Genomic DNA, 16,192 nt, shown 5'->3' with positions numbered 1-16,192 from the left:
GTCCCCGCCAGACAGCACATTCCCGCCGTCCCCGTCGGACGGCACGTCCCCACCGGGCGCGACCGGCCGGGCGGCGTGGCCGGACCGGTAGACGAGCCCGGCCGGGCGCAGGACGGCCAGCACCACCACCGCGAGGCCGCACAGCACCTGCTGGTATTCACCGAGTCCGGCGACGCGGTCCAGCGCCGTGAACGCCAGCCCACCCGGGACGAGTAGGCCCCCGACCAGCGCCCCGCCGACGCTGGTCACCCCGCCGACGGCCGCGATGGCGAGGAAGAACAGCGAGGCGGTGACCCCGAACGAGTCGAAGGACAGCCGGCCCTGGCCGTATCCGATGAGGCAGCCGCCGAGGCCGGCGAGCGCCGCGGACAGCGTGAACGCCAGCACCTTCGTCCGGCGCACGTCGATCCCGACCGCGGCCGCCGACCGTTCGTTGGCCCGCACCGCGAGCATCCGCCGGCCGAGGTCCGCGGTGCGCAGGCGGGCCACCCCGTAGCCACTGGCCGCGAGCACTGCCAGCGCCAGCAGGCCGAACTGCACCCGGGGAAAGCCCGCCCCGGACAGCCCGAGATCCAGACCGAAGATCTTCGGACTGGGCACGGACGATCCGGCCAGCCCACCGGTGACCAGCGGATTTCCGAACACCGCCTCCTGGATCGCGACCCCGGCAACCAGCGTGATCAGTGCCAGATCCACGCCGCGCAGCCGGCGCGACACCACCCCGATGAACAGTCCGGCGACCGCGGCCGCGAACGTGGCGATCAGCGGGGCGATCGGGAAGGGCACACCGAGCTCGCCCTCCAGCCGGGCCAGCAGGAAACCGGCGACGCCGGCCAGCGACATCTGCGCCAGCGAGAGCTGGCCGACGTAGCCCGTCAGCACCACGAACGACAGGCACACCACGGCGCCGGCGAGGCTGCGTTCGAGCCCGAGCCGCCAGGAGCCGGTGAGCAGGAACAGCGCGACGATCCCGACGGGCACGCCGAGCAGGAGCCCACCAAGCGGACGCCGCGGGGGCTCGACCACCGGCAGCGGCACCGACACGACCGCGGCGGCCCCCCGACCCGGGATCAGCGTGCCGCGCCGGCCCGCCACGGCGAGGACGAGGATCATCGGCAGCAGCGCCCGCAGACCGGGCTGGTTCAGCCAGCCGACATCCTGCTGCAATGGGAGCAGGAGCCCCTGCGCGACGCCGAGGCCGAGTGCACCGGCGACGGTCAGGCCGAACGAGGACAGCCCCCCGAGCAGTGCCGCGGCGAGCGCGGGCACGACGAACAGCGAGTAGCTCGTCGGGTTCAACGCGCTGATCGGGGCGACGAGGATGCCGGCCAGCGCGGCGAGCACCGCCGCCAGCATCCAGTTCGCCGCCGCGATCCAGCCCGGCCGGCGGCCGAGCAGCGCGGTGGTCTCCTCGTCGTCGGCGACGGCTCGGGTCGCGAGGCCGAACATGGTCCAGCGCGACGTCGCCCACAGGCCGGCCGCGGCCACGACGACGAGGCCCGCCAGCAGCAGCCGGTCGCTCGGCACCGTGACCCCGAGCAGATGCAGCGGTGACTGGGGCAGCACGGGGTCGAGGAAGCGGTTGTCCGAGCCGAACTGGACGACGGCCACGGCCTGCAACGCGATCGTGAGCCCGACGGCGGCGACGACGGTCATCATCGGCTGCGCCCGCCGCAATGGCCGGAAGACCAGCAGATAGGACGCCAATGCCAGCAGGGCGGCCATCGCAAGAGAAACCGACAATGCCAGCCCGAACGTGGGGGTGTCGGTGAGATGAATTCGTGGCGGCAACCCGACGACGGGCAGGACAAGGTCGCCAACCGAGCGCAGCTCGGCATACTGGTAAGTGGCGTACATCGCGAAGGCGCCATGCGCGATGTTGATGACGCCGGAGGCGCGGTAGGTGAGCACGAGCCCGAGGCCGAGCGCCGCGTACACCGCACCCGGGCCGAGGCCCAGCAACATTGCGGCTACATAGGTGGTCACGAGGCTCCCGAGCAGATGTCCAGCGTCGAAGTCGACGGACGGGCGACGAGGCGGAAGAGTGGGCGCGCGATCACCGAATCACTCCTGTCCCGCCGGTCGACGGTCTCACCCAGGAACCGGGTGAGATGGAGTGTAGCTTGAGCGCCCGTGAGACAAGCTTCCCGCGCCCTACTCGCGTTCTCCGTCGCCCTGTCCGTCGCCTTCGCCGGTGCCGGCTGCACGAGCCAGCGCGGCGGCTCGTCGGGCGGCGCAGCCGACGGCGCCACGGCGAGCCGCCTGACCGGGCCACCGGTCACCCTCGGCTTCGTCACCGTCGAGAACAGCACTCTTGGGTCATACCCGGAGACCCGGCGGGCGGCGCAGGCTGCCGTGGACCATGCCAATGCCGCGCTCGGCGGCGTCGGCGGGCGGCCGCTGCGGCTGGCGACCTGCGCCACCGACGGTTCCCCGGAATCCTCCCAGAACTGCGCCAACCGGCTGGTCGCGGAAAAGCCGATAGCGGTGGTCGGCGGCATCGACTTCGGCACGCAGGCCGCCATGCCGGTATACGAGGCGGCCCACATTCCCTACGTCACCGGATCGCCGCAGCTCAGCGGTGAACTTAATTCCAAGAACGCCTTCACGCTTTCCGGCGGTACGGTCGCGGAACTACTCGGCCTCACCGACTACCTCACCGCCACCCGACACATCCACAGTGCACATGCACTGTACGTGGACCTGCCTGGACTACTCACCGCCGCGATCAAGGGATCCCAGAACGTTCTCCGCAAGAAAGGTGTCACCGACGTCCGGCTGATCGCCGAAAAGTCTGACGCGGCGGACTTCGCACCGGCGCTCACTCAGGCCGCCACCGGCCACCCGGACGCCATCATCGTCGTATTCCAGGCGGCGGCGTGCGCCCGGATCGTCCAGGCCGCGGCCGCGCTGAACATTCACAGCGACATCTATTTCGTCGGCGCCTGCGCCACGCCCGCGGTGCCACGGGCCGCCGGCGGTCACACCGACAACCTCTACTTCGCCTCCAGCTACCTCCCCGTCGGGTCCAGCGGCGGGGACGCCGACACGGTCGCCTTCCGCAAGGCCGTGCCGGAGGCGAACCGCACCTCGGCGTCGCAGGGCGCCTTCTCCGCCGTGCTCAACCTGCGGGCCCTGCTGGCGAAGACCCCGCAGCCGAACTCGGACGGCCTGCTCACCGCGCTGCGCGCCACGCACGACCAGCCGAATGTCATGGCCCATCCGTACACCTGCGACGGCAGGCAGATCGAGATCTTCCCAGCCGTCTGCAACACCGCCGTACGGCTGCTGCGCTGGAAGGACAACTCCTTCTCCGATGTGACCGGAACCTGGCAGGACGGCCGCCAGCTCATCACCCTGATCGACTGACCGCTCCGGCTTCCCTCCTTTCGGTGGCGCCCTGAGCTGGCCTTTCGTACGAACTTCTCCTTCTCCGATATGAATCGACCCCACCAAAGAGATCGTCAGATGCAATTCGCCTACCAATAATTGCGACCACCGAGCCGTCGCCCGACCGCGTAATTCCGCGCTCCTTCTCCCGGAGGGGCACCTTGGTGCCCCTCACCGGGTCCTTGCCGCCACCCGGCCAGCTTCGGAGGATGGGAACGAACGCCGCTCCTCCGTCACGCACAGCGAGCTCACGCGCAGTCTGGAGAGACCGATGGAGAAGGTGTTCGAGATCTACATCCGGACCACCCCGCGCCGCCTCTGGGCCGCGATCACGGCGCCCGATACCGGCGTCACCCGCGATCTGGGCACGCGGGTGACCTCGGACTGGACCCCCGGTTCCCACTTCGAGCTCAGCGATCCGGGCACCGGCACACGGCTCGGTATCGGCGTCAATCTGGAGGTCTCACCGCCCCGACGGCTGGTCCAGAGGACGGTCGCGCTGTGGAGCGCCGACGTGCGTGACGCGGGTGTCACCCGCGTGACCTGGGACATCGAGACCGTGGGCGGCTCCTGCCGGCTCACCGTCGTGCACGACCAGATCCGCGACAGCGCCGACTGCGACCTCTACAGCGGGTGGCCCGCGACACTGTCCAGCCTCAAGTCGCACCTGGAGACCTACCGGTCGTGGGCCGTCCTGCCGGCGTCCGGCCGCTAGATCTCCACGGCGGCCTGGGCGAACTGCGACTGGTAGAGCCGGGCGTACGCGCCGTCCGCGGCAAGCAGCCCGGTGTGATCGCCCTGTTCGACGATCGCCCCGTTCTCCATCACGAGGATGGTGTCCGCGTCGCGGATGGTCGACAGCCGGTGCGCGATGACGAAGGCGGTCCGGCCCGCTCGCAGCGTCGACATGGCCTGTTGGATGAGGACCTCCGTACGGGTGTCCACCGAGCTCGTGGCCTCGTCGAGGACCAGGATCAGCGGTTCGACCAGGAACGCGCGGGCGATGGTGATGAGCTGCTTCTCGCCGCCGCTGACGCCGGTCCCCTCGTCGTCGAGAACGGTGTCGTAGCCGGCCGGCAGGGTGCGGACGAACCGGTCGACGTGGGCGGCCCGGGCCGCCGCCACGACCTGCTCGTGGGTGACGCCCTCGCCCCCGTAGGCGATGTTCTCGGCGATGGTCCCGCCGAACAACCAGGTGTCCTGCAGCACCATGCCGATCTGGGCGCGCAGCCCGTCGCGGGTCATGGCCGCGATGTCGACGCCGTCGAGGGTGATCCGTCCCGAGGTCACGTCGTAGAAGCGCATCAGCAGGTTGATCAACGTGGTTTTGCCGGCCCCGGTGGGGCCGACGATCGCGATCGTGTGGCCCGGCTCGGCGACCAGGGAGAGATCCTCGATCAGCGGCTTGTCCGGCTTGTAGCGGAACGCGACGTGCTCGAACGCGACCCGGCCGCGCAACCCCTCGGGCCGCGCCGGCACCTGCGGGTCGGCCTCCTGCTCGGCGGTGTCCAGCAGGTCGAACACCCGCTCCGCGGAGGCCACCCCGGACTGGACGAGGTTCGCCATGCTGGCGGCCTGCGACAGCGGCTGGCTGAACTGGCGCGAGTACTGGATGAACGCCTGGACGTCGCCGATCGACAGCGCCCCCGACGCCACCCGCAGACCACCGATCACGGCCACCAGGACGTAGTTGACGTTGCCGATGAACATCATCGCCGGCTGCATGAACCCGGAGATGGACTGGGCCCGCCAGCTGGCCGTGTACAGCTGCTCGTTGTACTCCCCGAAGGTGCGCGCCGACTCCTCCTGACGGCCGAACGCGCGGACGAGGGTGTGCCCGGTGTACATCTCCTCGACGTGCGCGTTGAGCCGCCCGGTGATCTTCCACTGGGCGACGAACTGCGGCTGGGCGAGCTTGCCGACCCGCGTGGCCACCACGACCGACACCGGCACCGTCACCAGCGCGATCAGGGCAAGCTCCCAGGAGATCCAGAACATCATCGCCAGCACGCCGACGATGGTCAGCCCCGAGACGACGATCTGCGACACGCTCTGCTGGAGGCTCTGGCCGAGGTTGTCGATGTCGTTGGTGACCCGGCTGAGCACCTCGCCGCGCGGCTGGCTGTCGAAGTAGCGGGTGGGCAGCCGTGAGATCTTCCGCTGCACGTCGTCGCGCAGCTCGCCGATCACCCGTTGGATCGCCAGGTTGGTGAGGCGGGCCTGCAGCACGCCGCAGATCCCGGCGAGCGCGTAGACGATGGCGACCCACAGCAGCACCGTGCCGATCGCGCCGAAGTCCATCCCCCGCCCGGGGGTGACGTCCAGCGAGGCGAGCAGGTCGGCCTGGGTGCCGTGCCCGGCGGCCCGCAGCGCCTCGACGTTCTGCGCCTTCGTCGTCCCGGCTGGCAGCCGCCGGCTGAAGATCCCCGCGAACACCAGGTCGGTGGCATGGCCGAGCAGCCGGGGCCCGGTCACGGTGAGCCCGACGCTCACCGTCGCCAGCCCGACGGCGACCGTCAGCAGGTGGCGTTGCGGCCGCAGCAGGCGCAGCAGGCGCCGGCTCGAACCCGCGAAGTCCGCGGACTTCTCGGCGGCGCCCTGACCGCCGAGGAAACGCGCCGGGCCGGCCACCGGGGCCGGGCCGCGGCGCTGCGCCGGGGTGGAAGCGGTCTCGCTCACGCGGCCTCCTGCTCGGTGAGCTGCGAGAGCACGATCTCGCGGTAGGTCGGATTGTCGGCCATGAGCTGGTGATGGGTGCCCACCCCGACCACCTCGCCGCCTTCCAGCACAATGATCTGGTCGGCGTCGCGGATGGTGGCCACCCGCTGGGCGACGATCACAACGGTGGCGTCGGCCGTCTCCCGGGCGAGCGCCGCCCGCAGGCGGGCGTCGGTGGTGTAGTCCAGCGCCGAGAACGAGTCGTCGAACAGGTAGATCTCGGGGCGGTGGACCAGCAGCCGGGCGATGCAGAGCCGCTGACGCTGCCCGCCGGAGACGTTCGTGCCGCCCTGCGCGATCGGGGCGTCGAGCCCGGCCGGCATCGCCTCGACGAACTCCTTCGCCTGCGCTGTCTCCAGAGCCTGCCAGAGCTCGTCGTCGGTGGCATCGGGCTTGCCGTAGCGCAGGTTCGACGCGATGGTCCCGGAGAACAGGTAGGGCCGCTGCGGCACGACGCCGACGGTCCGCGCCAGCACGGCGGGATCGAAGTCGCGCACGTCGACGCCGTCGACCAGGACGGCGCCCTCGGTCGCCTCGGCCAGCCGCGGGACGAGGCCGAGCAGGGTCGTCTTCCCGCTGCCCGTGCTGCCGATGACGGCGGTGGTCTGGCCGGGGCGGGCGGTGAGGCTGACGCCGCGCAGCACCGGATCCTGCGCCCCCGGATAGTGGAAGCCCACCCCGCGCAGCTCCAGCAGGCCGTGGGCGCGCAGTTCGCGCACCGGGTGGTCCGGCGGCCGCAGCGAGGAGTCCGTCGCCAGGACCTCCTGGATGCGTTCGGCGCAGACCTCGGCGCGCGGGATCATCATGAACATGAACGTCGCCATCATGACCGACATGAGGATCTGCATGAGGTAGCTGAGGAACGCGGTCAGCGCGCCGATCTGCATGTGGCCCGCGTCGATGCGGTGCGCCCCGAACCAGAGCACGGCGACGCTGGAGAAGTTCACGACCGTGAGCACGAGCGGGAACATCAACGCCATCAGGCGGCCGAACCGCAGCGAGACGTCGGTCAGCTCGGCGTTGGCCACCCCGAACCGGTGCCGTTCGTGGTCGTCGCGGACGAAGGCCCGGATGACGCGCAGCCCCGTGATCTGTTCGCGCAGGATCCGGTTGACCGTGTCCAGCCGTTCCTGCATGGCCCGCCCGAGCGGGCGCATCCGCCGCACGATCAGCGTGATGATGATCGCGAGAATCGGGACGATCACAACCAGGAGCAGGGACAGCCCGGCGTCCTGGTTCACCGCGAGAATGATGCCGCCGATGCACATGATCGGCGCTGAGACCATCAGCGTGAAGCTGAGCAGCACCAGCATCTGCACCTGCTGGACGTCGTTGGTCGCCCGGGTGATGAGCGAGGGAGCCCCGAAGCGGCCGACCTCGCGGGCCGAGAACGCCTGCACCCGGTCGAACACCGCCGCCCGAAGGTCGCGTCCGATGGCCATCGCCGTGCGCGCGCTGTAGAGGACCGCCGCGCCGGCGCAGAGGAGCTGCACGACGCTGACGCCGAGCATGACCCCGCCGATGCGCAGGATGTAACCCGTGTCGCCGACCACCACTCCCTGATCGATGATGTCCGCGTTCAGGGTCGGCAGGTACAGCATGCCGATCGTCGAGACCAGTTGCAGGGTCACGATGATCGCGATGGGCCGCCGGTAGCGGGCCAGATGCGCTCGCAGAAGTCGGATGAGCATGCGATCCCTCTCTGCAGCGGCGATACCCGGTCGACCAGGGCGTCCCGCAGCCGTCGCGGGGGCACCGGGCAGGTCCCCCACCGTCATGACGGACGCGGCGAGCGGCGACCCCCGTGACGCCGGATGCCGGATGACGGGACGCGGGCCGTACGCTCCGCCTGACGGCAGGTGACGCACCATGGACGCGTGGCGACCTTACGGCCTCAACCCAACGTTAGGTCAAGGCGATTTCGCTCGTGGGCGACCACCCCCCGAGCATCACTTGATCGCCTGGTGGCGGCCGATCGTCCGAACACCCGGCGGCGGCCGATCCTCCAACCGCCGGCTCCTCGCGCCACGCCCGGATGCGATCAGCGAAGACCGGGCGGCCACCGGCGGCGGCGCATTCTTTCCGGACCCGAATTCCCGGACGGATGGTTTTCCCGGCGGTATCGGCGGCCGAAGATACCGCCGGCGCCGCTCCAGCGCCACAGAAGAATGATCACCATCGCGACACCCTCTTCGTCCGCATGCCGACGGCCGCGCTGAGCCAGCGTACTGTGCCGGGCCCGACGGCGACGCCGATACTCGACTTCGGTCGACCATCCGCGGGCCCGTCCCGCCGGACGAGTTGTCGATGCAACAGATTCGGCGAAGTAGCGCAACCGGCCATGTTATTCCGGTCCGGGAGCATCGCGCCAGGACAGTTGACACCGGAGCGTGGGCGCGCGTGGTCGTAGGTCCGCAACCATCGGTCCGAGACGGAAAGGAACCGATAGTGTGAGCGCGAGGTGCGCGTCGACCGATGCCCGGGGCGCCCACCCCGGGAGGACGGATGCCGATGACTCGTAGTGACGTCGCACGGGGCATGCAGAGGCCACCGCCAGTTCGCTCGCAGGCGCACCGTCACAACTATCGGATGGACCGTCGATGACTCTTTCCGGCGCTCGCCCGCGGGGACCAAAGCCAGAACTCGAGAATCGCAGTCAGCTCACGCTGCTACACCATCTTCACGAACTCAACAGCCCTTATCGGGTGAGTTACGAGATGGTGGTGCGGAAAGTCTGGTCGGACAGCGATGATATCAAGATCCGGCGCTCCCGGGCGCGCGATCTCAGCCGTCAGTTCCGGGGCGAGAAGCAGATCGACTGGCATGTCATCGAGAACTACGTGGAGCTGTTGTATCCGGAGGATCAGTCGCAACAAGTCGCGGAGCTCGAGCAGTGCCGGCCGCTGCATATCGAGGCGTTCGGCCCGACGGGCGAACCGGGCCAGGACCGGGTGTCGAACGCCGCCGTCGATCCGGCGTATGTCGCCGAACTCGAACGGCAGCTGGCCGAGGCCCGCATGCGAGCCGCCTTCGCCACCGCACTCCTGGTGATCATCCGTTCCGAGAACGCGGTGCTCCGCGGGAAGAACGCCCACTTCGGTTGGTTCCAGTCCCGCGACCCGGCCAAGGAATCCGGCGGAACGTCGGTTCCGCCGACCGAGGTCGGGGATCCGGTGACGGCACCCATTCCGCGGCGGCAGGGCCACCGCGGCGGCTATCACTACCGCCGGGACCGGCCGATCGTCGCGTTCAGCGAACTCGTCGGGGAGCAGCCGAGCCCCGCCGGCTGGAGCGCGGCGGGCCCGCTGCCCTACCCGATGACGGACTCCGTGCACTCCGCCCCGACCGGCCCCACGCCCGTGATCGAGGCGTTCCACCGGCGAGCCCAGGAGTCCGCGCGCGCCGCCGCATCCCCGGACAACGGCCGCGGGCGCCGCAGCGCCAAGGCGACCGGCACCGAACCGGACATCCTCTCCGGGCCGGAACGCAAACGACGCGGTCGGGGACGGTGATCAGCCGGCCCCGCACCGCACCGGGTCCCAGCCAGGCCGCCGAGGTGCCGTCGAGGCATGAGTGCGCCGAGAACGGGCATCCCGCTCAGACCGCCTGGAACCCGTCCGGGCGCCGGAATCTGAGACAGGGGAGTTCACCGGCATGGATCAGGAGACCTTCGTCAAGCTGCTCAACGATGACCTCAGCTCCGAGTACCAGTCGATCGTCCAGTACATCCAGCACGGCGCGGTCGTCACAGGCGCCGAGTACCTGAGCGTCGCCGAGGAGATCAGGCGGCACCTGCCGCAGGAGCTCGGTCACGCCCAGATCCTGGCCGAGCAGATCGCCTTCCTGGGCGGGACGCCGACCGTCGACGTGTCCCAGGTTCGCCCGTCCAGCGATGCTCAGGATGCGCTGCAGGACGATCTCCGGTTGGAGTCCGAGCAGCTCAGCCGCTACCGCGAGCGGTTCAGCCAGGCCAACGAGCTGGGCCTCGCCGACGTCGCCGAGGCGCTGCGCCCCCTGCTCGAGCAGACCCAGGAACACGTTCGCGACCTCCAGACGGCGCTGGGCCGCTGAGGCTGAGCGTGGGGCGGTCGCGGCCGCCGAGCCGGCGGCACCGGACTGGCCGGCAGCGCCGGCCCGGTGCCCCGCCGCGACGAGCGGGATGCCCCGACCGCCGGGGGCGAGATGCCGCAGGCCGGGGGCGAGATGCCGCAGCGCGGCGACGGGCGGCTCAGACCAGGACCGGGCTGTCCACGTCCACGATCTCCTTGCCCAGCGGCATCAGCGACACCGGGATCAGTTTGAAGTTCGCCAGGCCGAGCGGAATACCGATGATGGTCAGGCACAGCGCGATCCCGGTCGTGAGATGCCCGAGGGCGAGCCACCAGCCGGCGAAAACGATCCACAGAACGTTGCCGACCAGGGACGCCCCGCCGGCGTCCGGGCGGTCGACCACCCGCCGGCCGAAGGGCCACAGCGCGTAGTTGGCCATCCGCAACGACGCGATGCCGAACGGAATGGTGATGATGAGGATGAAGCAGATCAGGGCCGCCAGGGCATAACCGAGGGCCAGCCAGATACCACAGAGCACCAGCCAGATGACGTTGAGCAGGACTCGCATTCGCCCACCCGCACTCTCTTCCGGAACGAGACCGGTCGTCGCCGAGGCCCGCGGGCGTAGGCCGCAACACGGGCACTTACCGCCTGCGGAACTTACCCACCGGGTGCCGACCTTTATCTCTCAAGTACCCCCCAGGGCAGAAGTTCACCGTCGGCAGTCGGCGAATTCGGCGGGGAGCGGGCGGTGGCGGGCCTGACTCGCTACCGTCGACGACAGTAGTCCGGACGTCGCACGACCGGCCCGCGTTCCCGACCGCAGCGATAGGTGGATGACCGGTATGCAGGTGTTCGACCACGTCGTCGACCTCGTCGGTGACACGCCCCTGGTCAGGTTGACGCCGGGGATAGCGCAAACCCCGGCGCCGGTGCTGGGCAAGCTCGAGTATCTGAATCCGGGCGGCTCGGTCAAGGACCGGGTGGCGCTGGCGATGGTCGCCGCCGCCGAGGAGGCGGGGCAGCTGCGGCCGGGCGGCACCATCATCGAGCCGACCAGCGGTAACACCGGGGTCGGCCTGGCGCTGGTGGCGGCTCGGCAGGGGTATCGCTGCGTGTTCACCATGCCGGACAAGATCAGCGAGGAGAAGCGGGCGGTCCTGCGCGCCTACGGAGCCGAGGTTGTCGTCTGCCCGACAGCGGTGTCCCCCGACGATCCTCGTTCCTACTACGAGGTGGCCCGCCGGCTGGTCCGGGAGACCCCGGGCGGTTGGAGCCCGGACCAGTACTCCAACCCCCACAACCCGGCCGCGCACCAGGCCACCACCGGGCCGGAGATCTGGCGGGCGACCGACGGCCGCATCACGCACTTCGTCGCTGGGATCGGCACGGGGGGCACGATCAGCGGCGTGGGACGCTACCTCAAGGAGGTCTCCGGCGGGGCCGTGCAGATCATCGGCGCGGATCCGGAGGGATCGGTCTACTCCGGCGGCAGCGGGCGACCCTACCTCGTCGAGGGGGTCGGCGAGGACATCTGGCCGACGACCTACGACAAGACGGTCGTCGACCGGGTGGAGGCGGTCAGCGACCGGGAGTCGTTCCTGATGACCCGGGAGCTCGCCCACCGGTGCGGGCTGCTGGTCGGCGGGTCCTGCGGGTTGGCCGTGGTGGCGGCGCTGCGCGTCGCCGGTGGTCTCGGTCCCGACGACATCGTCGTGGTCCTGCTGCCCGACTCGGGCCGCGGCTACCTGTCGAAGATCTTCAATGACGAGTGGATGTACGAGTACGGCTTCCTGGAGCCGCCGTCGAGCGGTCCGACCGTCGCCGATGCCCTTCGGTACAAGGGCGAGCAGACCAGCGGGCCGCCCGACCTCGTGCACGTCCATCCGGCCGAGACGGTCGGCACGGCAATCTCCTACCTGCGGGAGTACAACGTCTCGCAGATGCCGGTCGTGCGCCACGAGCCGCCGCTGCGCGCGGCCGAGGTGGCGGGCTCGGTGATCGAACGCCAGCTGCTCGCCGCGGTCTTCGCCGACCGGTCCGCCATCGACGCCCCCGTGACCGATCATCTTTCCCCGCCGCTGCCGATGGTGGGCAGCGGCGAGCCGCTGTCGCGGATCGTCGCCGTCCTGGGCGACGAGCCGGCCGTGCTGGTGCATGACGAGGGCAACCCGGTCGGCATCCTGACCCGCGCCGACCTGCTCAGTTTCCTGGCCGTGGCGCCGTAGCGTGGCGTCATGCATGCCGAGGAGTTCGCCGACGGGTTCGAGACGATCGCGATCCACGCCGGTCAGGAGCCCGATCCGGGCACCGGGGCGGTGGTCGCGCCCATTCACCTGTCCTCGACCTTCGCCCAGGACGGCGTGGGCGGCCTGCGCGGCGGATTCGAGTACGCCCGCTCCGGCAACCCGACCCGGGCAGCCCTGGAGACCTGCCTCGCCGCGCTGGAACGCGGCCAGGTCGGCCTGGCCTTCTCCGCCGGCATGGCGGCGACGGACACGCTGCTACGGGCGGTATGCCGCCCCGGCGACCATGTGATCATCCCGGCCGACGCCTACGGCGGGACCTACCGGCTCATCGCCCGCGTCCTCGCCGAGTGGGGGGTGGAGCACACCAGCGTCGACCTCACCAACCTGGACGCGGCTCGGGCCGCGGTCCGTCCGGGCGTGACGCGGCTGGTGTGGTGTGAGACGCCGACGAACCCGCTGCTGTCGGTCGCCGACATCGCCGCGCTCGCGTCGGTCGCCCACGACGCCGGCGCGCTGCTCGCCGTGGACAACACGTTCGCCTCGCCCTACCTGCAGCAGCCGCTGACTCTCGGTGCCGACGCCGTGGTGCACTCCACCACGAAATACCTCGGCGGCCACAGCGACGTCGTGGGTGGCGCCGTCGTGGTGAACGATCCGGAGCTCGGTACCCGGCTGCGGTTCCTCCAGAACGCGGCCGGCGCCGTCCCCGGGCCGTTCGACTGCTGGCTCGTACTGCGCGGTATCAAGACGCTCTCGGTGCGCATGGATCGGCACTGCGCCAACGCCCGACTTGTCGCCACCCTGCTGGCGGCGCATCCGGCGGTCGCCGCGGTGCACTACCCTGGCCTGCCCGGCCATGCCGGGTACGGGATCGCCGCCAAACAGATGCGTGACTTCGGCGGGATGGTCTCGTTCACACTGCGGGACGGACCGCGAGCCGCGATCGAACTGTGCGCGCGGACCAGGCTGTTCACCCTCGCCGAGTCACTCGGTGGGGTGGAATCCCTGATCGAGCATCCGGCGAGTATGACCCACGCCTCGGTCGCGGACTCGCCGCTCGCCGTCCCGGCGGAGCTCGTGCGGCTCTCGGTCGGCATCGAATCGGCCGACGACCTCACGGCCGATCTGCGACGCGCGCTGGACGGGCTTTCAACCGGTTCAGCTTAGATCTAACGCTGGCATGGTGTACCGAAACCGACGTACAACACCACCATGGCGGGGGAAAACGGCCGACCAAAGTCCCGAAGTGAGCGCCGAGCCGACATAGCGATGCTTAAGCGGTTATCGTTGTCTTACTGAGTTGAGATCCGCGGGCGGAGAACATCATGGCTGCACGTGCAGGTATGCCGTACACGTGCCGGGTCCGCCAGGTCGCGACCGTCAGGAGTGCCGCATGGACGCCTCCACGGACCGCCGGGCGCTCATCACCTCGGGTGCGCTCATCGGTGCCCTTCTCTGCGTCGGGACAGCCGACATGAGCTCCTCCGTCATGGACAGCCAGGTGGCCCTGGAGCGGGTCGAGTCCGCCCTGGAAACCCTCGCCCGCCGCTGGGAGACGACCCCGCCGGCCGAGCTCGTCGAACGGCTCGGAGCCCTCGAACGCCACGCCCGCACCATCGGGCGCTGGCGGCTGGGCGCGGGCCTGCGCCAGGACTGGCTTCGCACGCACGGCCGAATTCTTTTGATGACCTCGGTGGCCCAGGGCGACAGCGGGCAGCCGGCCCGGGCGACGATCGCGGCGCAGGCGGCGCTGGTCCTGGCCAAGCAGGTCGGGGATGCCACCACCGCCGCCCACGCCGGAGTCGTGCTGGCCGAACTCGCGGCCTACTCCTTCGACAGCACCGCCGACGGGCTTCAGCTCGCCCGAACCGCCCTGGCCACAGCGCCGCACGCGCACACCGCGATCCTCGCGCTCACCACCGAGGCACACATCATGGCCGCCCGCAGCATGCCGACGGAGGGCATCGTGGCCGTGCTGCGCTCGGCGGACTCGATCGCCGCGAAGCTGCCCCAGGGATCGTTGGGATACAGCCTCGACGGCATTCATCCGGGCTACCTGCCGACATTCGGGGGCGCGGCGCTCGTCGCCGCGGGGGCGTTGGACGAGGGCCAACATCGGCTGGGCGAGGCCGCCGACCTGTTCGGCCGTTCCCGGGCGTCCGGCGCACTCGCCGCCGTGCGGCTCTACCAGGCGTCGGCGGCGATGCGGGCGCACGATCTGGAGGAGGCGGAGATGCTGGCCACCAGGGCGCTGGCCGCCTCGGCGGTCCGGCCGAGCAGTTGGCTGTCCAACGGAATTCTCTCGCTCGCGAAGCGGGCCAGAGACAGGGGAGCGGACTGGTCCGGCCTGGTCGCGCAGGCGCGGGAATGGTCACCGGTATGACCGTTGGCGGGTCGCCCGGTAGTGGTTTGACCGATACAGCCCCGCCGGCCGAAAATCTCCGCTCCCCCGGCTCCGAGGTTCTTCGCGGCGGGCGCCGGCTCGCGCGACGGTAAAGCGGCCGGGAGTTCGCCGCGGGCCGGGAGGGTCGTGGTCACCCGCCGACGGTCCAGGCCAGTCCGCAGCGAACGCGCGACGAGCAGGCCGGCCAGGACAACGACAAGAACGACCAGAGCAGCCAGGAAGGGGAACATGTCGAAATGAAGCATGACGGTCGACGGACCGAAGTGCACGGATTGTGATGGTGCAATGTTATGGGTGATTGGCAACGGCGGTGGAGTCGCCCGCGCGGCGACGGGATACGGAAGAGGCACGGCGGTACGTTATCGGGTGGCCGACAATGACGCGCAGGTCGGGGCGCGACGAAAGTGGCGACCGAGCCCACGTTTACGGCAGCGGTGTCCGGCCAAGACAGGAAAAGGCCATGGATACGGCCATACCGGCCCACCATCGGGTTACCCGTCAGTTCATGATGCGGCACCCCTGATGGTTTGAGCTTCCACTCCACCCGGGGTCTTCCGCGCCGACTGCCTGCTGGTATCCGCCGCCGAGCCCCGAGCCGGCCGACTAGCCTGGCGCGGTGAGCAGGACGGGCGTGGCGGTCGTCGGCGGGTTCTGCCTCGACTGCATCGTCACCACGGACACGCTGCCGGCCTGGGGGGACGATCTTCGGGTCGACGCCGTACGCACCCGGCCGGGCGGCAAGGGCCTGAACCAGGCGGTGGCGCTCGCCCGCCGCGGCGTGCCGGTCCGCGCCGTCGGCGTCGTCGGCGGGGACCAAACCGGCCGCGAGCTGCTCGCCACACTGCGAGCCGAGGGCGTCGACACCGCCACGATGGCGGTCCGTCCCGACGCGGCGACATCGGTCTGCGTGGTGCTCGCCCACCCGGACGGCCGCACCGCGTTCCTCTGCCGCTGGGCGGAGGCAGTCGAGCTCACCCCCACCGACCTGGCCCCCGCCTGGGATGCCATCGACTCCGCCCGCGCCGTCATCGTGACCTTCGACCCGCCGCCCGCGACCGTGCGCGCGGCCGTCGACCACGCCCTCGCGGCCGGCGTGACACTGGTCGTTCATCCCGCCCCGCCCGAACGGTCCGCCGCGGCAGCCCTCGTCGACCTGCCCTGGGACCGCATCAGCGCCGCCACCCCGAACGAGCAGGAGGCCAGGATGCTGCTGGCGGCGGCCGGCGATCCGGCGGCCTCGGGGCCCGGGGCGGAGCTGGCGGCCGCGTTCGGCCGTCGGTTCGCGACGCCGCTGGTGTGCGTCACCCGGGCGGAACACGGGGTCGCCGTGTGGGACGGCGCTCGGGGGTGGGCGCGCCCGGCCCTGTCTCTTATACACAAC

At 70.5% G+C, this 16,192-nt stretch carries 12 protein-coding genes; 8 read left to right on the top strand and 4 right to left on the bottom strand.

What is annotated here, in order from left to right; translation table 11 throughout:
- A partial coding sequence (locus NBZ83_RS20225) for an ABC transporter permease (RefSeq protein ID WP_261575587.1) occupies positions 1 to 1,986 on the bottom strand: 1,986 nt, incomplete at its 3' end.
- Between the two features lie 147 nt (positions 1,987 to 2,133).
- On the opposite strand from NBZ83_RS20225, the gene NBZ83_RS20220 reads away from it, so the two are divergent.
- Together NBZ83_RS20220 and NBZ83_RS20215 are read left to right on the top strand one after the other, a co-directional pair.
- Positions 2,134 to 3,369: an ABC transporter substrate-binding protein gene (locus NBZ83_RS20220; protein WP_261569826.1), complete on the top strand. Its 1,236-nt coding sequence runs from the start codon at positions 2,134 to 2,136 to the stop codon at positions 3,367 to 3,369.
- 292 nt (positions 3,370 to 3,661) lie between these two features.
- The gene (locus NBZ83_RS20215; RefSeq protein WP_261569825.1) at positions 3,662 to 4,105 is read left to right on the top strand and encodes an SRPBCC domain-containing protein; all 444 of its coding nucleotides are present in this window, start codon (positions 3,662 to 3,664) and stop codon (positions 4,103 to 4,105) included.
- Here NBZ83_RS20215 and NBZ83_RS20210 read toward each other — a convergent pair.
- Both NBZ83_RS20210 and NBZ83_RS20205 read right to left on the bottom strand, forming a co-directional pair.
- Positions 4,102 to 6,069 (bottom strand): ABC transporter ATP-binding protein, encoded by a 1,968-nt coding sequence (locus NBZ83_RS20210; RefSeq protein ID WP_438803244.1) that lies wholly within the window; start codon positions 6,067 to 6,069, stop codon positions 4,102 to 4,104. The genes NBZ83_RS20215 and NBZ83_RS20210 overlap by 4 nt on opposite strands.
- Complete coding sequence (locus NBZ83_RS20205; RefSeq protein WP_261575586.1) at positions 6,066 to 7,799, bottom strand: ABC transporter ATP-binding protein; 1,734 nt, start codon at positions 7,797 to 7,799, stop codon at positions 6,066 to 6,068. Before NBZ83_RS20205 ends, NBZ83_RS20210 begins: the two co-directional genes overlap by 4 nt.
- Before the next feature lie 1,026 nt (positions 7,800 to 8,825).
- Between NBZ83_RS20205 and NBZ83_RS20200 the strand changes: the two genes are divergently transcribed.
- Both NBZ83_RS20200 and NBZ83_RS20195 read left to right on the top strand, forming a co-directional pair.
- Positions 8,826 to 9,620 (top strand): hypothetical protein, encoded by a 795-nt coding sequence (locus NBZ83_RS20200; RefSeq protein ID WP_261575585.1) that lies wholly within the window; start codon positions 8,826 to 8,828, stop codon positions 9,618 to 9,620.
- Positions 9,621 to 9,762: 142 nt separating this feature from the next.
- Positions 9,763 to 10,179, top strand: a complete 417-nt coding sequence (locus NBZ83_RS20195) for a ferritin-like domain-containing protein (protein ID WP_261569822.1) — start codon at positions 9,763 to 9,765, stop codon at positions 10,177 to 10,179.
- 157 nt (positions 10,180 to 10,336) lie between these two features.
- On the opposite strand, the gene NBZ83_RS20190 is transcribed toward NBZ83_RS20195, so the two are convergent.
- Positions 10,337 to 10,726 (bottom strand): YccF domain-containing protein, encoded by a 390-nt coding sequence (locus NBZ83_RS20190; RefSeq protein ID WP_261569821.1) that lies wholly within the window; start codon positions 10,724 to 10,726, stop codon positions 10,337 to 10,339.
- A 277-nt stretch (positions 10,727 to 11,003) separates the two neighbouring features.
- On the opposite strand from NBZ83_RS20190, the gene NBZ83_RS20185 reads away from it, so the two are divergent.
- The 4 genes from NBZ83_RS20185 to NBZ83_RS20170 form a co-directional block, all read left to right on the top strand.
- A complete protein-coding gene (locus tag NBZ83_RS20185; RefSeq protein WP_261569828.1) occupies positions 11,004 to 12,386 on the top strand; it encodes a cystathionine beta-synthase in 1,383 nt (460 codons plus the stop codon).
- Positions 12,387 to 12,395: 9 nt separating this feature from the next.
- Entirely contained in the window at positions 12,396 to 13,574 is a 1,179-nt protein-coding gene (locus NBZ83_RS20180; protein WP_261575584.1) for a cystathionine gamma-synthase, read from the top strand.
- A 226-nt stretch (positions 13,575 to 13,800) separates the two neighbouring features.
- The gene (locus NBZ83_RS20175) at positions 13,801 to 14,790 is read left to right on the top strand and encodes a hypothetical protein (protein WP_261569802.1); all 990 of its coding nucleotides are present in this window, start codon (positions 13,801 to 13,803) and stop codon (positions 14,788 to 14,790) included.
- Positions 14,791 to 15,427: 637 nt separating this feature from the next.
- A partial coding sequence (locus tag NBZ83_RS20170) for a carbohydrate kinase family protein (RefSeq protein WP_261575583.1) occupies positions 15,428 to 16,192 on the top strand: 765 nt, incomplete at its 3' end.

The organism is Frankia gtarii (assembly GCF_025403375.1).
Taxonomy (GTDB): Bacteria; Actinomycetota; Actinomycetes; order Frankiales; family Frankiaceae; genus Frankia; species Frankia gtarii.
This window is presented reverse-complemented; position numbering and strand designations above follow the sequence as displayed.